The sequence below is a fragment of the Flavobacterium cupriresistens genome (genome assembly GCF_020911925.1).
Taxonomy (GTDB): Bacteria; Bacteroidota; Bacteroidia; order Flavobacteriales; family Flavobacteriaceae; genus Flavobacterium; species Flavobacterium cupriresistens.
Genome location: NZ_CP087134.1, coordinates 3,839,463 through 3,860,578, shown reverse-complemented (window position 1 = coordinate 3,860,578; position 21,116 = coordinate 3,839,463). Strand labels below are relative to the sequence as shown.

Annotated in this window: 22 protein-coding genes, 1 tRNA gene and 1 pseudogene; 18 read left to right on the top strand and 6 right to left on the bottom strand. The window is 34.4% G+C overall.

Annotation, left to right across the window (positions count from 1 at the left end):
• Positions 1–3: 3 nt before the first annotated feature.
• From LNP23_RS16440 to LNP23_RS22885, 18 genes and pseudogenes are all read left to right on the top strand, one after another.
• Complete coding sequence (locus LNP23_RS16440; RefSeq protein WP_230002006.1) at positions 4–1,248, top strand: TolC family protein; 1,245 nt, start codon at positions 4–6, stop codon at positions 1,246–1,248.
• A gap of 11 nt (positions 1,249–1,259) precedes the next feature.
• Entirely contained in the window at positions 1,260–2,162 is a 903-nt protein-coding gene (locus LNP23_RS16435) for an HlyD family secretion protein (protein ID WP_230002005.1), read from the top strand.
• A gap of 7 nt (positions 2,163–2,169) precedes the next feature.
• Positions 2,170–3,120: an ABC transporter ATP-binding protein gene (locus tag LNP23_RS16430; protein WP_230002004.1), complete on the top strand. Its 951-nt coding sequence runs from the start codon at positions 2,170–2,172 to the stop codon at positions 3,118–3,120.
• A complete protein-coding gene (locus LNP23_RS16425; protein WP_230002003.1) occupies positions 3,110–3,853 on the top strand; it encodes an ABC transporter ATP-binding protein in 744 nt (247 codons plus the stop codon). The genes LNP23_RS16430 and LNP23_RS16425 overlap by 11 nt, the downstream gene beginning before the upstream one ends.
• Positions 3,854–3,855: 2 nt before the next feature.
• A complete protein-coding gene (locus LNP23_RS16420; RefSeq protein WP_230002002.1) occupies positions 3,856–4,962 on the top strand; it encodes an ABC transporter permease in 1,107 nt (368 codons plus the stop codon).
• On the top strand, positions 4,959–6,083 hold the full coding sequence (locus LNP23_RS16415) for an ABC transporter permease (RefSeq protein WP_230002001.1): 1,125 nt from the start codon (positions 4,959–4,961) through the stop codon (positions 6,081–6,083). Before LNP23_RS16420 ends, LNP23_RS16415 begins: the two co-directional genes overlap by 4 nt.
• A 137-nt stretch (positions 6,084–6,220) precedes the next feature.
• The gene (locus LNP23_RS16410) at positions 6,221–6,643 is read left to right on the top strand and encodes a dihydrofolate reductase family protein (protein ID WP_255663326.1); all 423 of its coding nucleotides are present in this window, start codon (positions 6,221–6,223) and stop codon (positions 6,641–6,643) included.
• Positions 6,644–6,794: 151 nt separating this feature from the next.
• Positions 6,795–7,337 (top strand): cysteine hydrolase family protein, encoded by a 543-nt coding sequence (locus LNP23_RS16405; protein ID WP_230001999.1) that lies wholly within the window; start codon positions 6,795–6,797, stop codon positions 7,335–7,337.
• Positions 7,338–7,511: 174 nt separating this feature from the next.
• Positions 7,512–8,384: a helix-turn-helix domain-containing protein gene (locus LNP23_RS16400; RefSeq protein WP_230001998.1), complete on the top strand. Its 873-nt coding sequence runs from the start codon at positions 7,512–7,514 to the stop codon at positions 8,382–8,384.
• Positions 8,385–8,652: 268 nt separating this feature from the next.
• On the top strand, positions 8,653–9,243 hold the full coding sequence (locus LNP23_RS16395) for a TetR/AcrR family transcriptional regulator (protein WP_230001997.1): 591 nt from the start codon (positions 8,653–8,655) through the stop codon (positions 9,241–9,243).
• Positions 9,244–9,393: 150 nt separating this feature from the next.
• Complete coding sequence (locus tag LNP23_RS16390; protein ID WP_230001996.1) at positions 9,394–10,095, top strand: SDR family oxidoreductase; 702 nt, start codon at positions 9,394–9,396, stop codon at positions 10,093–10,095.
• The gene (locus LNP23_RS16385; RefSeq protein WP_230001995.1) at positions 10,052–10,927 is read left to right on the top strand and encodes an SDR family oxidoreductase; all 876 of its coding nucleotides are present in this window, start codon (positions 10,052–10,054) and stop codon (positions 10,925–10,927) included. Before LNP23_RS16390 ends, LNP23_RS16385 begins: the two co-directional genes overlap by 44 nt.
• A 17-nt stretch (positions 10,928–10,944) precedes the next feature.
• A complete protein-coding gene (locus LNP23_RS16380) occupies positions 10,945–11,946 on the top strand; it encodes an NADP-dependent oxidoreductase (RefSeq protein ID WP_230001994.1) in 1,002 nt (333 codons plus the stop codon).
• Positions 11,947–12,475: 529 nt separating this feature from the next.
• Positions 12,476–13,717 (top strand): hypothetical protein, encoded by a 1,242-nt coding sequence (locus LNP23_RS16375; RefSeq protein ID WP_230001993.1) that lies wholly within the window; start codon positions 12,476–12,478, stop codon positions 13,715–13,717.
• A 133-nt stretch (positions 13,718–13,850) separates the two neighbouring features.
• Positions 13,851–14,846 carry a polymorphic toxin type 23 domain-containing protein gene (locus LNP23_RS16370; protein ID WP_230001992.1) on the top strand — a complete coding sequence of 332 codons (996 nt, stop codon included), beginning with the start codon at positions 13,851–13,853 and terminating at the stop codon, positions 14,844–14,846.
• Complete coding sequence (locus LNP23_RS16365) at positions 14,843–15,748, top strand: hypothetical protein (protein WP_230001991.1); 906 nt, start codon at positions 14,843–14,845, stop codon at positions 15,746–15,748. The genes LNP23_RS16370 and LNP23_RS16365 overlap by 4 nt, the downstream gene beginning before the upstream one ends.
• A 52-nt stretch (positions 15,749–15,800) precedes the next feature.
• Entirely contained in the window at positions 15,801–15,965 is a 165-nt protein-coding gene (locus LNP23_RS16360; RefSeq protein ID WP_230001990.1) for a transposase, read from the top strand.
• A gap of 12 nt (positions 15,966–15,977) precedes the next feature.
• A pseudogene (locus LNP23_RS22885) lies at positions 15,978–16,094 on the top strand (ISAon1 family transposase); the annotation flags it as partial.
• A 128-nt stretch (positions 16,095–16,222) separates the two neighbouring features.
• On the opposite strand, the gene LNP23_RS16355 reads toward LNP23_RS22885, so the two are convergent.
• The 6 genes from LNP23_RS16355 to LNP23_RS16330 all read right to left on the bottom strand — a co-directional run bounded on the left by LNP23_RS16355 (position 16,223) and on the right by LNP23_RS16330 (position 21,040).
• Positions 16,223–16,296: transfer RNA gene (locus tag LNP23_RS16355), tRNA-Arg, on the bottom strand.
• A 186-nt stretch (positions 16,297–16,482) separates the two neighbouring features.
• Positions 16,483–17,397, bottom strand: a complete 915-nt coding sequence (locus tag LNP23_RS16350) for an N-acetylmuramoyl-L-alanine amidase (protein ID WP_230001989.1) — start codon at positions 17,395–17,397, stop codon at positions 16,483–16,485.
• A 560-nt stretch (positions 17,398–17,957) separates the two neighbouring features.
• Complete coding sequence (locus LNP23_RS16345; protein ID WP_230001988.1) at positions 17,958–18,749, bottom strand: polysaccharide lyase; 792 nt, start codon at positions 18,747–18,749, stop codon at positions 17,958–17,960.
• 430 nt (positions 18,750–19,179) lie between these two features.
• Positions 19,180–19,665 carry a YybH family protein gene (locus LNP23_RS16340; RefSeq protein WP_230001987.1) on the bottom strand — a complete coding sequence of 162 codons (486 nt, stop codon included), beginning with the start codon at positions 19,663–19,665 and terminating at the stop codon, positions 19,180–19,182.
• A gap of 10 nt (positions 19,666–19,675) precedes the next feature.
• A complete protein-coding gene (locus LNP23_RS16335; protein ID WP_230001986.1) occupies positions 19,676–20,347 on the bottom strand; it encodes an NADPH-dependent F420 reductase in 672 nt (223 codons plus the stop codon).
• A gap of 117 nt (positions 20,348–20,464) precedes the next feature.
• A complete protein-coding gene (locus tag LNP23_RS16330) occupies positions 20,465–21,040 on the bottom strand; it encodes a Crp/Fnr family transcriptional regulator (RefSeq protein WP_047775321.1) in 576 nt (191 codons plus the stop codon).
• Positions 21,041–21,116: the final 76 nt, after the last annotated feature.

Sequence of the window (21,116 nt, the reverse complement as noted above, 5' to 3'; positions counted from 1 at the left end):
TATATGAGAAAACTACATTTTACAGCCAGCGTTTTTTTACTTTTTGTATTTTCAGCAAAAGCGCAGTCACTAACGATAGACAGTTCATACAAACTTGCTGAAAACAATTATCCTTTAATCAAACAATATGATTTGATCGAAAAAACAAAAGAGTATAATATTAGCAATGCTAATAAAGCTTATTTACCCCAAGTGAGTATAACAGCTATTGAGGGGTATGTTTTTGGTGATTTTCCAAGTATGGGATCGGGAAGTGACAGCAAATTTAAATTTATTGGAATCGGACAGGTCAATCAGACCATTTGGGATGGTGGAGCCACAAAAACGCAGAAAAAAATTCTGGAATCTTCTACCAAAGTGAAAAAGACGAATATAGATGTTTCGCTGCGCGAATTGCGATCCAGAGTAAATCAACTCTATTTTGGAATCTTGCTTATTGATGAACAATTAAAGCAGCTAGCGGTTCAAAACGGAATTCTTAACAATAATATTGATAAGGTAAAAAAGCTCAATGAAAATGGTTATTCATACAAAATGGATGTTGACGAGATACAGGTCGAACAGCTGAAGTTAAAACAGCAGCAAAAAGATTTTATTTTTACTCGAAAAGGATACATCAAAATGCTGTCGTATCTTATTAATACAAAAATTGACGATCAGACAAAATTTGAAAAACCCATTACTGCCGATCCATCTCCTGACGCCACCATAAAAAGACCCGAATTGCTTTTATACCAAAATCAGCGTGATCTTGCTGATGTTAATGCTGAGATGCATAAAGTGAATTTAATGCCTAAGATTGGAGTTTTAGGTGCCGGTATTATGCTTGCTCCGGGCATGAGTCTTGGTAATACTACAATTTCAACGCTTGGCGTTGTCGGACTTAATGCTTCGTGGAATATTAATGCACTTTATAAAAATGGCAATGAAAAGGAGTTAACCAAACTGGAAAAGGATAAGATAAATGTACAGGAACAAACTTTCTTATTTAATACCAACCTGCAGATCGATCAGAAAACAGCAGATATAGACAGGCAGAAAGAAATCCTTAAGGATGACGATGCTATTATTGCTCTTAGAGCCAATATTCAAAAAGGGTATCAGTTAAAATATGACAATGGAGCTGGTCCATTGGTGGATTTGCTAAATGCGATAGAAAATGAAAAAGATGCCCATACACAAAAGGCATTACATGAAATACAACTACTAATGTCGATGTACGATTATCAAACCATTATAGGAAATTAATACTATATATTATGAAAATAAATAAACTCTTACTACTGCTTATTGCATCGCTTTTTATAGTATCATGCGGAAATAAAGAAAATCAATTTGATGCTTCGGGTTCTTTTGAAGCTGTAGAAACCATACTTTCTGCAGAAGCCAATGGACAAATCTTGAAACTAGATGTTCAGGAAGGCCAAACGTTAAACCCTGGAGAAGTTGTAGGTCTTATTGACAGTACACAGCTCCATATTTCCAGATTGCAATTAAAGCAAAATAAAAAAGCAATTCTGATTGGAAAACCTACTATAAATATTCAAACAGAAAGTTTAAAAAAACAATTGGCCAACGCAGAGCTTGACGTCAACAGAACTCAGAAATTAGTACAAGACGGAGTTGCATCTCAAAAACAGCTTGACGATGCCAATGCAAAAGCAACTACTTTGCGATCTCAAATCCGCGCTCAGGAAAATTCTCTGCAAACTACAACAGAGTCGATGACAGAACAAGCCAACACTGTTGCTGAACAGCTGAAAGGAACAAACGATCAATTAAATAAATGTGTAATAACAAACCCAATAAAAGGTGTTGTTCTTGCCAAATATGCAGAGCAGTATGAAATGGCCGTTATTGGAAAGCCGCTTTATAAAATTGCCAATACAGAAACGCTTGATCTTCGTGCTTATATTACAGGAACACAACTCCCGCAGATAAAAATGGGACAACAGGTTACCGTTAGAATAGATCAGGGAAATGATAAGTATAAAGAATATCCGGGAACCATAACCTGGATTTCAGACAAGTCTGAGTTTTCTCCTAAAACCATTCAAACCAAAGACGAAAGAGCTAATCTCGTGTATGCCATAAAAGTTAAAGTAAAAAATGACGGCTACATTAAAATTGGGATGTACGGCGAAGTAAACTGGACAAAATAAAATCAGTATGATTTCAGTAAGTGTAAAAAATATAACCAAAACATACGGTGAACTCAAAGCGGTTGACAATGTTTCGTTTGAGGTAGAAAAGGGAGAACTCTTTGGCTTGATTGGTCCAGATGGTGCAGGAAAAACATCATTGTTCAGAATCCTTACCACCTTACTTCTTGCTGACAGTGGAACAGCAACAGTTGAAGGTCATGATGTAGTGAAAGATTATCAGGCAATCCGAAATAAAGTTGGTTACATGCCCGGACGTTTTTCTTTGTATCAGGATTTGACTGTTGCAGAGAATTTAAATTTTTTCGCTACTATTTTTGGCACTACCATTGAAGAAAATTACGATTTAATTAAAGACATCTACGAGCAGATTAAACCTTTCAGCGATCGAAGAGCCGGAAAATTATCTGGCGGTATGAAACAGAAACTGGCTTTATGCTGTGCCTTAATTCATAAACCCGAAGTTTTGTTTTTGGACGAGCCAACGACCGGTGTTGATGTGGTTTCCCGAAAGGAATTCTGGGAAATGCTCGATAAATTAAAAAAACAGAATATCAGTATTGTGGTTTCTACTCCATACATGGATGAAGCCAAACTTTGTGACCGTATTGCACTGATTCAAAATGGAAAAATCATGAGCGTTGATAAACCTGAAACGATTGTTCTGAATTATCCAAAAGTGCTTTTTGCTGTTAAAGCTAAAATCATTTATAAACTTTTGGACAATCTTCGTTTAGATCCTGAAGTGGAAAGCTGTTATGCATTTGGCGAATACCTTCACCTGACCTTAAAAAATGATGATGACAATGAAAAGACAGTTCAGCAAATAGCCAAAAAATACAATCCTGATGAACTGGAAGTAATGGCAATAACGCCAACTATAGAGGACAGTTTTATAAGACTTATGCGCGAACAACAAAGTACAAACGATATAATACCAACCTCCAATGGACAATAAAGCGATAGTTTGTAAAAATTTAACCAAACAGTTTGGCGATTTTAAAGCCGTTGATGGAATTTCTTTCGAAGTAGAGAAAGGGGAAATCTTTGGCTTTCTAGGCGCCAACGGTGCTGGGAAAACTACTGCCATGCGTATTCTTTGCGGACTGTCCTTTCCTACTTCTGGTGCTGCCACCGTTGCGGGATTTGATGTTTACAAACAACAAGAACAGATTAAAAAAAATATTGGATACATGAGTCAAAAATTTTCTTTGTATGATAATCTAACCATATTAGAGAATATTGAATTTTATGGCGGCGTGTACGGTGTTTCGCGAGATGAAATAAAAAGGCGCAGTGCAGATTTGGTCAAAACTTTAGGTCTTGAAAAAGAAGCCACAAAATTAGTGGGTGGATTACCGCTGGGGTGGAAACAAAAACTGGCTTTTTCAGTAGCGATATTTCACCGACCACAAATCGTTTTTTTGGATGAACCTACCGGAGGTGTTGACCCATTAACCAGACGTCAGTTTTGGGATATGATTTATAAAGCAGCAGACGATGGAATAACCGTTTTTGTGACTACACACTATATGGATGAAGCTGAATACTGCAACAGAATAACTGTTATGGTTGATGGAAGGGTAGAGGCTTTGGATACACCAACAAACTTAAAAAAACAGTTCAATACGCATTCTATGGATGAAGTTTTTTATCAACTGGCAAGAGGAGCCAAAAGATCCGGAGATTAAAAATGAAACAGCTATTTGCATTTATCAGAAAAGAATTTTATCACGTATTCAGGGATCGCAGAACCCTGCTTATACTTTTTGGTTTACCCATTATGCAAATTGTGCTTTTTGGTTTTGCACTGAGCAGCGAGGTTAAAAATATTGGGATTAGTATTCAGGATAACGCCAAAGATGCGGCATCACAGCAGATTATTGCAAAAATCCAATCTAGTTCGTATTTTCATGTAAAAGAACCAATTTTAAATTATACCGAAATTGAAAGTAAATTTCGAACCGGAGATATCAAATGTGCTGTAATTTTTCCAGCCAATTTTGGCTCAGACCTGTTTAAAAAAGTGGGCGGTAAAATACAGATTATTGCGGATGCTTCAGATCCGAACACAGCAACAATTGTAACTACTTATCTAACATCCATAATTAATAATTACCAGCAGGAACTCAATCCTACTACAAATATTTCGTACCGTATAATTCCAGAGATAAGGCAGCTTTACAATGAAGAACAAAACGGTTCGCTAAATTTTATACCAGGAGTTATTGCGCTTATTTTTATGATTGTAAGTACAGCGCTAACTTCTGTAGCGGTTGTTCGTGAAAAAGAATTAGGTACTATGGAAATCTTATTGGTATCACCTTTCAAACCTATTTTGGTCTTGGTAGCCAAAGCAATTCCTTATTTGGTATTATCGCTTATCGATTTTATAATTATACTTCTACTTTCGGTATTTTTATTGCATGTTGAAATTAAAGGTAGTCTGCTGTTATTATTTGCTGAGAGTATATTATTTATCATTACTTGCTTGTCTTTGGGGCTATTGATTTCCAATTTGACCAATTCACAGCAGACAGCAATGCTGGTTTCGATGATGGGAATGATGCTGCCTACTATGCTTCTAACAGGATTTATGTTTCCAATAGAAAATATGCCTTGGATTTTTCGTGTGATTTCGCATATTATCCCATCACGTTATTATTATGCAATTGTTAAAGCCGTAATGCTCAAGGGCCTCGGGTTTTCTTATGTATGGAAGGAGACTCTCGTTTTAATAGGTATGACAATAGTGTTGTTAACTCTTGCTTTGAAAAATTTTAAAATCAGACTCTCGTGAAAGTATTAGGATTCATATTACAGAAAGAGTTCCGCCAGATCTTTAGAGATAAAACGATCCTGGCCATGATGTTCGCTATGCCGATAATTCAGCTCATCATCATGCCATTGGCGGCCAATTTTGAAGTTAAAAATGTCAATGTGGCTTATGTCGATAATGATCATAGTTCTTATTCTCTAAAATTAATCAATAAGATTGCAGCTTCAGGTTATTTTAAAATTGCGGGTAGTCCAAGTTCATACCGTGAGGGATTGAAAATGATTGAAGACGGGGATGCAGATCTGGTTTTGGAAATTCCAGCTGGTTTTGAACGAAATCTTGTTAGAGAAGGAAGTCAGAAAGTAAATCTTTCCGTTGATGCTATTAACGGAACTAAATCTTCTTTAGGAGGAGGTTATTTAATGGCTGTTATTGCAGATTTCAATAGTTCATTAGCTATAAATTTTAAATCACCTCAAGGTACTGCACAGGCACAAAGAGCAAGTATTGAAATTGATTCCTCCAATTGGTATAATCCCAGAGCAGAATATAAATATTATATGGTTCCGGGCATTTTGGTTTTACTTCTTACTCTTATTGGAGGTTTTATTACAGCACTTAATATCGTACGAGAAAAAGAAATTGGTACCATTGAGCAAATCAATGTGACACCAATTAAAAAGTGGGAGTTTATCCTGGGAAAACTAATCCCGTTTTGGATCGTTGGTATGATTGTCTTTACCGTGGGATTGGTGGTCATGTACGTTATCTATGGGATTTTTCCAAAGGGAAGCTTATTGGTTTTATATCTTTTTGCGGCAGTTTATTTAATTGCCCTGTTGGGATTAGGTCTTCTTATTTCCACATTTGCTGACACACAACTGCAGGCGATGTTTATAGCTTTTTTCTTTATGATGATTTTTATGCTGATGAGCGGATTTTTTACCAGCACTGACAGTATGCCTGATTGGGCAAAACAAATTTCTAATTTCACACCTGTCACTCATTTTATATCAGTGGTTCGACTAATTGTACTTAAGGGCAGCAGGTTTTCAGAAGTTAAAAATGAATTGTTTTATTTAATTGGTTTTGCTTTCCTGCTCAATGGACTCGCGATCTACAATTACAGAAAAACAAGCTAGGAATTCTTTCTTAAATTTTAAACAAATAATTAATAAACTAAATAAAAATTAAAGTAGTATTAATTGCAAATCTTTCTGCAAATGGAAAAGTCCTTTTAGCAGATAATCCATCAACTCAAGAAGCACCGCAAGAGGCCTTGGGTTATTTTGTAGAGCAGGCAAATCTAAAGGGAAATCTTATTCTTGGCAGAAAAACTTATGAAGTTATGCAGCAATTTCCAGGAGGACTAAAAGCATTTTTTCCTAATGTAGAGATTGTATTGATGTCACATTCGAAGATCTCGGCAGAAGGCTTCACAGTGGTAAATAATCCTGAAGAAGCGATTAATTACCTAAGTGAAAAGGGATTTAAAGAAATTATAGTAGGAGGAGGAGTGCAAGTCTACAACGAATTTCTTGATAGGGAATTAGTAACTGATGTGTATTTTAATTTTGTTCCAATGATTATTGGAAATGGTGGAATTATAGGTAATTCAGATGAATTGAATACGAAATTTAAGATTGTTGATAATAAACTTCTAACAAAGAATATTGCCCAGATTCATCTAGTAAAAATTTAAGTTTTTCAAATCTAAATGATTTTAAGTAGTTATTGTAAATTATAAAAAACCTTTACTTATCAAAATGGTATCTATTGGGAGTGCTTTGGTATCTGGTATCATTACTCTAAGTTATAATTTTGTCAGATATAAATTTTAAAATTAAAATAAAATGAATAAGGCACTATTATTAATTGATATACAGAAAGAATATTTTGAAAATGGGGCATTAGAACTTGTAAATCCTATTGTTGCAAGTGAAAACGCAAAGAAACTATTGGAGCATTTTAGAAAAGAAAATGGGACTATTGTTCATGTTCAGCACCTATCGGGAGAAGGTGTTCCCTTTTTTGTTCCCGGTACAAAAGGGGTGGAAATTCATGAAAATGTAAAACCGCTGGAAGAGGAGAAAGTAATTACGAAACAGTTTCCTAATAGTTTTAGGGATACTGATTTATTGGAATATCTGCAGTCAAAGAAGATAACACATTTGGTAATCGCGGGAATGATGACTCACATGTGCATTGACGCAGGAACAAGAGCTGCTGTTGATTATGGATTTGAATGTACAGTAATTGGAGATGCCTGTGCTACAATGAATCTTCAAATAAATGATCAAGATGTAAAAGCCGCGGATGTTCATAATGCATTTTTGGCGGCATTAGAATTCTTTTACGCAAAAATTACTACAACAGAAGAATATCTGCTTTCGTAAAATTAAAGATAAATAAGAAATTACTTTTATGAAATGAGCCGTAGTTAATTACTGCTCATTTTTTTGGTTTGAAGTAATTTGTAAATGAAGTTGTAAATTTGCTTTAATTATAATGTTAGAACAAATCTTAAAAGTAAAAGAAAAGGATTTCAATAGGTTAACTAATTAGAAAAAATGAAAACAGTTAAATTTCATAAAACAGAATGTGGTGTTGAAGTGCTTCTCAACGTATTGCACGGCGATATGCTGAGTGAGAGATATTTGGAGCGAGATACTTACAATACTGATTTTTTTGAAATATTACTTTTTAAGACTGCCAAGGGATCCCTGATTTTAAATCAGCAGAAAATCAATATAACTGACAATACAATTGTTTTTATTTCTCCTTTTCAAAAAAGGCAATGGACCTTGGAGAGAGAGGGATTGGATTATACTGTTCTGGTTTTTCAGGAAAATTTTCTTAATGATTTTTTTTCGGACAAATTCTTTACGTATCGGCTACTTTATTTTTATCAATTAAATTATCCTTTAAATATTAGTATTGGAAGGGAAGAAGTTCAAAAAGCATTTGACCAGCTTATGGAAATCAAATACGAACTTGTTAATAGCAAAACAGACAGTATTCATATCATACGATCTCTTACTTATTATTTGCTTTTGAAGTTTAACAGAATGTATGCTGGTGCAAATAATCTTTCTATAGATAGGGCAGAAAATAATTTCGCTTACCAGTTTAAACAATTAGTAGAAATACATATCAGGCAGAAGCAACGCATTGACTATTATGCAGATTTATTAAATGTTAGCAGGATTACAATTAACTCTTGTGTAAAAAAGCAGTTTAATGTTACCGCGACAGAGCTCTTAAAACAGAGACTGCTTTTTGAAATAAAGAATGACCTGATACATTCTGGAAAAACTATTGCTGAGATAGCCTACGATCTTCATTTTTCAGAACCTGGACATTTGATGCGATTTTTTAAAACCCAGACAGGAATAACCAGCAGCCAGTTCCTCTCAGATTACCAAAATGGTATATTTTCATAGCATTTTAGTTATCCAAACTATCAAAATGTCATCAAGTTTATTTAGTATTTATAACTTTTTACTCCTTAATAAAAACCACCTACAAATAAAAAAAGCTCATTTCTTTCGAAACGAGCTTTAAATTTTGTTACGTCTAGTTTACAATTTGCAAACCATTTTATGAATGATTTAAAGAAATTTGAGAACCTATCGGTTGTATGTTAAAAAAATCTCAAAATGCATTTTAAAATATACTTTTTAGTATATTTGCTCTCTAATTAAAAGAGTAATGTTAACTAAAGCGGAAAGAACAAAGCAATTTATACTTGAAACTGCAGCTCCTATTTTTAATCAAAAAGGAATTGCAGGCGCGAGCATTGATGATGTACTTGAAGCTGCTAAGTTGACAAAAGGCTGTCTTTATGGGCATTTTGAAAGTAAAGAAGATTTGTCTATTCAGGTAGTAAATTACATGCTTGATTATAACGGATTGCGATTAGTAGCGGCTATTAATAAAGCTAAAACGGCTAAAACTAAGGTTTTTGCTTATTTGGATTTTTATAAAGATCCATTAGAAACCAATATAAAAGGCGGATGTCCAGTGTTTAATATGGCCGTAGAGTCAGATGATACTTTTCCAATAATCAAAGAAAGAGTGGCTGGCGTGATCAGAAATGGACAGGATTTATTTGTCGAAATTTTAAACAAAGGTATCTTAGATGGTGAGTTTACAAATAAGTTAGAACCCGAAATCTATGCTTTCAAAGCAGTTGCAGCCGTTGAAGGCGCTTTGGTTTTGTGTAGAACTATGAATACCGCTAAACCTATGCAAGGCCTTATTAAAAATTTGAAGGAAGAATTAGAACAGTTTGTAATCTGACTTTTTTTTTTGCTTAAAATAAACTTTTTAGTATATTTTATAGTTTTTAAATGAAGAAAAATTAAAGCCTTCAATCTTTTTTTGAATATAAAATATACTAAAAAGTATAAAATTAGAATTTAAATATTTAACAATTAAATAAATAACAAAATGAAAACAACTAATAATACAATATTTATTTCAGGCGGTAGCGCTGGAATTGGATTAGCATTTGCAAAAAAATTAAGTGCCGCAGGAAATAAAGTGATCATCAATGGGCGTAATGAAGAACGTTTACAAAACGCATTGAAAGAATTAGACAATGCTGTTGCAATACAAGGAGATTTATCTGTGGCAGAAGATCGTATTCGAATTGCAAAAGAATTAACAACACAATATCCAGAGGTAAATATTATTATCAATAATGCCGGTGCTGCCTTTATGAATGATTTAAGCGACAGCAAAAACAATGCTGCCGAAAAAGCATTTCAGGAAATTAATACTAATTATTTAAGTGTTATCGATTTTACACAATTGGTATTGCCACATTTAATACAGCAAAAAGATGCAGCAATTGTAAATATTACTTCGATTGCAGTTTTTAGAGGGAATAAATACCTGCCAACTTATTCTGCAAGTAAAGCTGCATTACATCTTTATACACAAGGTTTAAGAGATTCATTTGAAGAAAATCCTAATCTAAATGTTTATGAAGTTTATCCACCCTTGGTGAATACAGAATTTTCTGCTGAGATTGGTGGTGCAAACGGAATTTCACCTTCAGAAGTTGCAGATGAATTATTCTTGGCATTAGAGAAAAATCAGTTTGATGTTTTGGTTGGAGAATCAAAAAAGTTCGCAGATAAATTATAAAACTGAAAATAACTTAGATCTAAATCTTTCATTAGAGATTGAATTAATAGGAAAATGTAAAATTATGGTACTAAAGGATAAAGTGATATTAATTACCGGCGGAGGTTCTGGAATAGGTCTTGAGGCTGCAAAACAATTCTTGCGGCAAGGTGCAAAAGTTATTATTACGGCTAGAAATCAAGAGAAGCTTGATAGTGCAAAAAAAGCACATCCAAGTTTAATTGCTATAAAAAGTGATGCCGGAAAGGAAGAAGATGCGATTGCTCTTTTCAATCATATAAGAGGATTGGGCGGAATTGATATTTTATATCATAATGCAGGAGTGTTAAGTCCGCTTTTAAATTTAGCTCTTACAGATGAAAGACATAGCAAGAATGCTGCCTATGAAATTGAGGTTAATTATCTTGGCGTAATTCGCTTAAATAATCTTTTTATGGATATGCTCCAATCACGAAGAGAAAGCGCCATTATTAATACAACCTCGCTTCTTCGTTATGTACCTTCAATTGTAGAACCAACGTATTCTGCGAGTAAAGCGGCATTAGGTTTTTATACAGAATCGCTGCGTAAACATTTACAGATTTTAAACAGTCGTGTAAAAGTTTTTGAACTTCTTCCTCCAGTTGTTGCTACCGAAATGACTGCAGATAGAACAGGTAAAAAACTAACAACAGAAGAGTTTGTAAAAGAGTTTATTAATGCTTTAAAGAAAGATCATTATACGATTCGAATAGGAGATACAAAAGCTTTGTATTTGTTAAATAGATTCTTTCCTCAATTAGCGTATGCTTTAGTTAATCCTAAAAACAGCTATAAATTATTACAAAAATAATCACTTAATAAAATCATATGAAAGCATTTATAATAAAGAGTTATAAACCTAAAGACGGTATGACTCTGGTCGAAGTTCCGGAGCCAAAACTACAAGAAAACGATATTTTGGTTAAAGTAAGTGCAGCCGGAGTTAATCTGCTAGATTCTAAGATTAAAAGTGGTGAATTTAAAGCCATGCTTCCTTACAAAATGCCACTTATTTTAGGTCATGATGTGGCAGGAGTTGTGGTAAAAACAGGTTCTGGAGTAAAGAAGTTTAAAATAGGAGATAAAGTTTATTCGCGTCCAGCCGATTTTAAGATAGGTACTTTTGCTGAATTTATTGCCATTAATGAAAATGATGCCGCACTAAAACCAACAACTATTTCGATGGAAGAAGCGGCCTCAATTCCGTTAGTTGGGTTAACAGCTTGGCAGGCATTAGTTGAAAAAGCCGCTTTAAAAAAAGGACAAAAAGTATTTATTCAGGCAGGTTCTGGCGGCGTAGGAACTTTTGCGATTCAGCTGGCCAAACATTTAGGAGCTACAGTTGCCACGACAACCAGCACTACAAATATTGAATTGGTAAAAAGCCTTGGTGCAGATATTGTTATTGATTACAAAAAAGAAGATTTTGAAACCATTCTTAAAAATTATGATGTTGTTTTAAACAGTCAAGATGCTGTCAGTCTAGATAAATCCCTTCGGATATTAAAACCAGGAGGAAAACTAATATCAATTTCAGGTCCACCAGATCCGGAATTTGCAAAAGAATTTAGACTCAATGCCGTATTAAAAATAGTGATGTTTTTTCTGAGTTACAGTACTAAGAAAAAAGCAAAACGATTAGGAGTATATTATTCGTTTCTTTTTATGAAAGCAAGCGGGGAGCAGCTTCATCAAATTACAGAACTCATCAATTCTGGAATTATACGCCCGGTAGTAGACAAAGTATTTCCATTTAATAAAGCTAACGATGCTATGACTTATGTAGAAAGCGGACGTGCTAAAGGGAAAGTTGTGATTAAGGTTAATTAAAATTGACAACAAGTTTATTATAATACATAAAACAAAAGCTCAATTCTTTCGAATTGAGCTTTTGTTTTTGTGACAGTGACAGGACAAATTTCAACATCATTTATGGATGATTTGAAGAAAATTGGCATACTATAAATAGTCCCTGTCTTTCATTGGCTTTATGAATTTGGTTTGAATGTCCTGTTGTGGATTGACGAAAAAATGTATTGATTTTTCAAACGATTTTCAAGGCAATGTTAAGAATAATGCATTCAAAGTTATGACTAAAAGTGAAAAAACTGGCCATATCTTCCTGTCCATTATTTTTGTCTGACATGGAAAATGGTAATAAAAAATATTCACATTTATGTATTTGAATAAAGTAAAAAGCATTTTTCTTTACTGCTGCGAGTTGGATATTATTTTATTTTTATAAAACAGGTATAATTACGTATAGCTATTGAACGTTAAAGTTATATTTTTGATAACTAGTTCAATAATAAAAAACTAAGTGAAGTTTCTGTTTTTTATAATCACACCCCTTTATAAAATGAAATTCAAAAGTCTACTATCCCTATTACTATTTTTATTTATTTTAAAAATCCAAGCGCAGGCATCAATTAATGAAACTAAAAGGAAAAGTAGTTTCATTGAAACTTTGCTGTCAGAGGAATATAAAAAGTTAACTGCTGATATTGCAGAGTCGAATGAAAATTTAAAAGATCTTACTAGTAAGTTGATTTTAAAAAATGCACTTGTAAAAGATGATATAATAGAACAAGATATAAAAGTGCTGGAAGCAGCTAAGGAGGTTGAACAATCTCAATTAGATTTATTACTGGAAAAAAGAGATTCATTTATTAAAAAACAAGAGGACCAGAAGCCGTTTATTGAATACTTTAATAGCAAGATAACAGAAAAAGTGGTTGCTAATACCCATTCGAGGACTGCTATTACTACGGCAAAAACTTTGAAAGAAATGGATGAGATCCAGAAGGGAATTACAAGAAACGAGAGAGATATTAAAATTCTGCAGGAACAAAAGGAGAGGAGGCTTCTAAATCTTAACACTTACAGATGGTTTATGCCAACAGTCCGAAGATTTGACAGAGAAATCTTTTTTCAGGATATGTATAACAACAGCACCGATAAAACCATTTTATTAAATTCGCTTGTACTGAATAGCAATAGTAATGCAACTGCAGTTCAAACTGAAATTGTGACCGATAATTTATCTGCTCTGAGACTGTCTTTTGGAAGCGTGCTTTCACTGGCCTCATCGGAAAAAGATACAGGAGAAACGGAGCAGGAGCAAAAGCAAGCTGAAACGGAGCAGGAGGCATTGAGCCGTCTTGTTAACGGAGGTGGTAATTTTTACTTGGAAGCTATTCTCCCTGTGTTGTGCACCAATCCAAACAATGGCAATCAGTTTACCTTTTATGGATATGCAAATGCAAGGGGAGCTATGGATATTGATGGGCTTGGAAACGATATTGATACTGCGACAGGAAATTATAGTTTTGGGCTGAACACCTATTTTGGTTTATCATCAGACAGTAAAAAGTTTAATTTCTTTTTGCAGGCTAATGGAAATGTTACAGGAGGAACAAAAGAATTTTATAGAAACCTGGGGCTCGCTAATGAGAAAATTTTCTTTAATGGTAAAGTGATCGCTGGGATGACAATCCTTAATAATTTCAGATTGTCAGCAACCCTGAGCAACTACGGAAGTGATCAAAAAATCAGAAGTAACAAAATTACTGTTGGAGTCCAGATTCTGCCTGGTTTTTAAAAAAAAATCCATCATTTTAATAAATCACAGTATAGTGAATACTTAAAATTAAATTAATTAACGCGGTTCATTTTGTAAGCCCCCGCTGGGTAGAGCTTTAAGTTCTTTTGTAATAATTTTAAATGATTATACTATGATTGAAAAGTACTTCATTACGATCTTATTGATCAGCTACGGCGGTGTTTTTTCACAAGTAAACCCTTTGATTGACCAACTTCAGTATGGAGCTACACTAAAAGCGAAGATTGAGCTGTCACACAACTCCAAAGATGAGCCTTTGTTTAATTTCAGGCTGTCCTCGAATGTTGGAGCTGCTGCCAAATGGCTTTCTGATAATCTTTATCCTTCAGTCAATTGCGAATTTCAGCTATACAATGGAGGGCTGGGTTCAAGATCAAAAAAAAATCCCTTGAACCGATACAGTACCTTCGATGCGATAATTGCTTTTACTCTCACTGCTGGAGATCTGGATGATAGTTTTAAAACAGATAAGTTGTCCATATCAAGAAACAATCCTTTACGGTATTTTGCCGATTTTGCAGTTCCTTCAATGCAAAATCCGTACAAATATTCAATATCATTGGGAACCAATCTTGTTTTTACTAGCGATGGAGCAAGGTCTTTTCAGCGTTTAGGTTTTTTAAATTTTAACTTCTCAGGGGTTCAGCTCTCGTATTACAATGACGGAACCCCTTTTCAGTATATTCTTCTGGGGGATGGCAAGGACCGTTATTATACCGGTGGAGGAGTTTTATCTTATGATAAAGGTTACGGTAATATTTACGAATTAAAATCATATTCTATTGAGGTATCCTACCATAAATTTACAGGGTTTAATTTAAGTTCTTTTGAACTGGCCAATTCAATCTGTGCCTCTAATGTAGATTATAAAGAAGAGTATCAAAAGGAATTTAACAAAAGCCTTTGGAAATTTAATTTTTTATCTAATGATGAACATCATGGTTATGGCGCTGCCGCATCATTTTACAATTCCGTTAGATTTGATGGACAGCACCAAATTCACTGGCTGGTAAACAATTCTTTTCATATAGTTCCCTATGATGCCAGTTTTACATTTGAACCTTCCTATTACATAAAAGGCAATAATTTTAATAGCTTATCAAGATGAAAAAGACGGCTTACTTTTTGTTGATTGTATCTGGTGCACTATCTTTTGGGTGCGGGCGGACTTTTTTTTATTCTAATGAATGTTATACTTCGAATTATATTGAGGTTAATTCCCAATCCGATGTATTTATTAGAAAACTGTATTTGAATGAAGAATATGAAAAAACGAAAGACTCTATTTCTCTTACTAATAAAAAAGAACAGAAAAATTTATTGATAGAAGTCCAATACCTGATTTTTAATCCCAATAAGGAAATCATCTATATTGCTACCACGCCGTCAAGATATATAGAAGATAAAACGGATGCCTACCTTATTCACAGCCGCAAAAATATATATCCTAACAGCTATTTCCTTAATACATTTTACTTTGGTAGGGAGATCTCTTCTGATGGAAATTTTTTTAGAAAGATAGAATTCAGAAATAAAAAAATGACACAGGAATGGCGTTTTGATAAGATCGATTCTAATAATATGAAACTTTCCGTAATAGACAATTATAAAATAAAAAGAGTTTTTATCAATCAGAAAAAAGAGGAAGAAAAAGTTTTTGTTTCTACTGAGAATGTCAATCTCTCATCCAATCATGATATTGAATTTCAAAAAATACCTTATTTCCATTATCTATCCTTTAAGATTCCACAAGAAAATAAACAACCTTCAAAGGCGGCAAGTAGAGGAATGGATAGCTTGGCAGAAATAAAATATACAATCTATGATGAACATTGTCAAAAAAAGGACACTTTCTCAAAGAAAAAGCTTTATCCAAGGGCGGAAAAGATTTATTTCAAATACTGGAATAATAAACTAGAGTATATTTTTATTCCTTTTAGCCTGCCTGTTAATGGTTATCATAGCATAAAATTTAAAAGTTCTAAAGTAAAATTTGATAGGCTTCCTTAGAGGAATAAATCAATTGTTTACCTTAGTTGAACAACAATTAATAATAGTAAATATGAGAGACGATGATGATATGATAGACCCATTTCTAAATGAGATTGCATTATTCGCTTTTGCAAAATTAGCCAAATGGCATGAAAGAGTGAGTCAATCTGGATTTAAGCCTCTTAATACAATCTCCAGAACAATTACAAATCACTATCAGACTATTTTGAATTAATTTGACAACAGAAGCACCAACGCTTCGGCAGAATCTTTCAACGCGAAAATAAAAGCATTTAGATCAAAATTCAGAGATGTTAGAAATATAGAATACTTCCTTTTTAGACTTACTAATATTTATGCTTAATTTTTACTACTCCACAGGTTTTTGTGTTGATCCAATCGAACCATGAAATGTTAGGTTGTAAAGGCTTGATAAATCTACATATTAATGCATAAAAAAAAAGACAACTATTTGCTAGTTGTCTTTTTTTGTGACCTCGACTGGATTCAAACCAGTAACCTCTTGAGCCGTAATCAAGTGCGCTATTCAGTTGCGCCACGAGGCCTTTTTTCTCAGTTGAACTACATTTAGCAGCTTTGTTTGAGCGCTTATCGCGGGTGCAAAGATAGACATAAATGTGAGATAAACAAGGAAAACAACCCTGATACGACAGATTTTTTTTATGTGGTTTTGAAATAGGATTTTCTACAAACCTTTTTCATTAGTAATACTTTGAAAAGCAACCAAATAGCTAAATATCCTTTAAAACCAATAAGGAGTTATGTATCCATCCAATTTCTTTTTTACTGCCGCCATCCGAATTAACGACGTCTTTTTTGTCATTTACCAGATAAACTTTGTTCCAAGAACTGTTGGTTTCAATGAGGCCTACTTCATAATCCTTTTTCAGACTTTTTATAGGCGTATTTTCTTTTGAGGGACCGCTTCTAAAATTAGTTCCGTTTTCTGTAACCTTAAAGATTTTTCCAACAGTATCTGTTTTTCCAAATACGGCAATTTTAAAGTCGTCCCACGGGAATGCCGGTCCCGGATCGGGTTTTCGAGCCGGTGAAATATCATCGTGACCAATAGCCGTAGTGAGTTCATATTGACTAATCAGTAAACCGGATAGTTTGTATACGGCATCTAATTGTGCTTTGGGGAATTTAAACCATAGATGATTGTCAGGATCGGTCCAAAATTTGTGTTTATGGTTACCCACATGCAGTTTTGATGCAATAGTAGCGGGGTAGGTCTTGTAAACCGGTTTCTTATTTTTGTCAGTTCCAACGCGTCGGCGGTAGCTTCCGTCGGTTAATTTTTCTAAGTACCCGGGATTAACAATTTCGATCCCTATGGAATGATCATTAAATCCCGATACTTTATCCCACACGCTGTAACCGGCATGATTGGCTCTTCTGTTAAAGGGAACCAACTGTGTGATACTACCATCAACATCTACCACAATATGCGCTGCAATTCGATCCGGATTTCCTTTGTCTTGCGGAGTCATAAACCAATTTAAAGCAGATTCTACGGTATCACCGGCAGTATAATGAATAACCAAAAACTTAGGAACAATAGTATAACGGGCGTTTGGAGAAACCAGTTTTTTTATTTTATCTGTGACTGTATCGGGAACCAGCCAATCTTTTTTTATTTCCATGATCACTTTCGTTTTTAAAATTAATACTGTTTTTTTTCGTTTAGCATTGAGTTCAGGGGTATGAAAAATAGATTATGAATATTTATAATCAGCATATTTGAATAGTTGTATTAGCAGTTTAGGGTAGGGGTGTGCAGCCTTTACATTTTACTTTTTCATTAAAACTTTGCGATTTTGCAACTCTGCGAGATTTTTACTTCTCGACAACTTTTGGATTTGGTCCACAAAAGACTCAAAAGGAAGGCGTATAGGGTATTTTTTTTCTCTTTATAATACGAAAGAAAAAAGATTCAAAGAAGAATTTACAGTTTACAGATTACGATCAATCTATCTATAACTTTCTCAAAAATAAGAATATATACGAAGTTGTAAAAGAGGGTTTATACCCTTTTTGACTTATTTCATTCAAAAAGAAACAAAAAAAAAGGAACATCTTTTAGAATGTTCCTTTATAAAATGCCTTTTACTCATTAAAGCCAGACCGATGTTAGTGGTGGCGGCCTTGTTTGTATTTGAGATTTTTATTTATTTTGGCTAAAATGACTTAAAGCCTATAACTACTATTGCGCATCCCAAGACGCACTAGGATAAGAAATAGAGCTCGTCACAGGAGCTGTCCAGTAGCTCTGGCTACCACCACGGAAGGTGTGAAGACTTACTGCATTAACATTTCGTTTAGCGTCGTTAGTTACCCAGCGAATGCTTTGATTCAACACCTCCGTACCATTTACATAATATTTGACGTATCCGTTAGTATTGGATCCGGTATTCAACTTAACTGATATTTGACAGTTGTATGTCACGCCTTCTTGGATGTAGTACTTTTTTCCGAAATCATTACCAAATTGTCCGGGTTGATCTTTATAGTAAACGTAAGGCTGAAGATAAGCCCCGCTTCCCTTTGCAGTGTTCGATCCGCTAGGGCAGTACCACATAAATCGGGCGCTACCACCATTCCCGTCCCAGCCTGGGTCACCGCCTGTATTCTGATCCCCAATTAGGATACCGTATCCGCATTTACCGCCTCTGCTCCAATAAAATCCGGAATTAAATTTCATTGTAAACCACACCGAGTAAACATCACCCGACCAAACACCATACGAGGTACACAAACCACCGGGACATGATAGTGTATTGGTTTGCAAGGTAATCGTTCTGGCTCCGGCAGAACCTTGTAATACTGCGCCATCTGTGGCATCCTTGCTGACAATTTCCGGTTCGCTTTTGTTACCGTTTCGCGACATCTCTTTGTTAGTACTTTGAGGCTCACTTGAATCTTGTTCCTTTTCGCAGGAAGTAAACACTACTGCTGTAATAAATAATAAACTTGTTAATTTTAAGATTTTTTTCATTTTTAAAGGTTTAAGGTTAGTAAATAATTAATGGTTAATAGGTTAATTGTATGTTTGTTACGTATCACATTTACGTTTGTTACGCAATGAAGTGATGTTGCAAAGTTGCTTAATAATAGTTCTCAGGGGGAGCAATAAAGTACGATTCTGGGTACAGAAAAATCCTATTTATGTATTTGTAGTATACTTTTTAAGTGCCAAGGAAGTATTGCTAAAAAAAAGCATAAAAAAAAACGCAAAATTCTAATAATTAAGAAAATTTGCGTGTTATTGTTTGTCGGAGAAACTTGATTGAAAATACAACACCGCTCTTAAGTAGAGGTCAAAGCAGGTTAAATTGCATAAAAAAGAGCACTTAAGTTGATATATCTTCACGCCAAAGGGAGTAGAATTGTCCTTTTGGCGTAAAGATATTAGTATTGGGCTTTTATTATTTTATTTTATTGAACATATAACGAGCAATCTTCCATTGTCCGTTTACTTTTTCAAATACAAATAACTCTCGATTCTCCTCTGGAACTGTTTGTCCATTGGCGTGAATTAAAGTGGTTCCTTTTGATGTTGTTTGAGCAAAAGCAAAGTTACCATTGACTTGGATTTCGTCAATGTAAAACTGAATGTTTAGTTGAATTGTCTTGAAAACGAACTCATAAGAACTTTTTATTTGTTCCTGCCCAATTGCCGATGGTGCGCCTGAAGGCATAAAAACGCCGTCATTAGTATAAAGCGGTAACACCTTATTAACATCTGATGCATTCAGTGCATCACGATAAGAGAAAAGCACTTTCTCAATTGCTGATTTTTCTATTTGAGTATTCATGGTAATTTTATTTAAATTGTTTGAATTATTTTTCACTTTGTTTTCACAGGCTACGAGCGCTACCAAAAGCACTACACTAATTGCAATTTTCTTCATTATATTATTTTTATAGTTGTGATTTTGTAACTGCTACTTTTGCATCTTCAAGTGAAATAGTTTTCCCTAATGTTCCAAACTGATGCAGATCACCAAACACTTCAATGCGTATGCTTTGGTCAATTCCACCAATGTGCAGAGGTTCAAAACCGGCACTTGAAATGAGCTCTTCAATTTGACAATTACTGTTTGTGTTGTCTGAAGCATAAAACAGAGTCATTTTGAAAGGATCTTTAAACGCATCGTTCTTAAGTGATTCAGCACCCAGCGTTCCGAATGCTTTTACCAGTTTAGCATTAGCGGGTAATAAGGCAGAAAGAATTTTTGCCGCCGATTCATTCTCATCAATAATTTTTTTGAAACCACCATTTCCATCTGGCGCAATAGGATTCGAAACGTCGATAATTATTTTTCCTGAAAGCGCATCATTATAGTTTTTAAGAAACTCTTTAATGAGATTGAAACCGATTGAAGGAATAATTACATCGGCTTCAGTAATGGCTTCAATAATCGTTTTGGCAGTAGCGGTAGCCCCAAGAGTAGTGGCAATTTTTTTAGCTTTTTCGAATTCTCTTGATGCTAAAATTACATTGTGATTGCCTTTAGTAAGGTTTGTTGCAAGAGCTATGCCTATGTTTCCAAGTCCAATTATAGCTACTTTAGTTGGTGATGAATTTTTCATTTTATCTTTGTATTAAATTGTTATGTCATTATTAACAATACAAAGATGCGATGATGAGTTCGCTCATGTCTATAAACTACTTTAAGAAATAGTCTTAATGTAGCTTAAGGGTAAGTGTTATTTCCCCGCTCTATCATTTCTGATTTTGCTTAGAAATTCAGGTGTTACTCCAAGATAGGATGCTATTTGCGTGTTAGGCAATCGCATGGAAAGTTTTGGGTACTGCTCCAGGAAAAATTCATAGCGTTCATAGGCTGTCGAACTAAAAGTCTGCAACAATCGATTCTGAAGTTCAATGTATTTGTCTTCAATAATTACGCGAAAGTTTCTATCAAACTTAGGATAGTTGGTATAGAGATACCAAAGATCTCCTTTAGATATTTGGAGAATTGTAGAAGGTTCAATTGCTTCAATATAAAGTTTAGAAGGTTTTTCTTTATGCAGACTATCAATATCAGCAATCCAGTCGTTCTCAGTTGCAAACAAGAGATTGTGTTCCTTGCCTGTTTTGTCAACGCCGTACATTTTAAAACAACCTTCAACAACATAAGTAAAATATTTGCAGGTATCACTTTCTTGCAAAATAAACTGTCTGCGTTTTATTTTACGCTCTACCAAGCGGCTCAGCAAGGCCTCTTTCTCGTTTTCATCCAAAGAAAGATATTTGTCAAAGTGTCTAACTATATTTTCCATTAGTCTTATGTCTTGTAGGATTGCCTGTAAAATTCGGGTTCATGGCAATTTTAAAGATTAAAGATGCGAGTTTTTT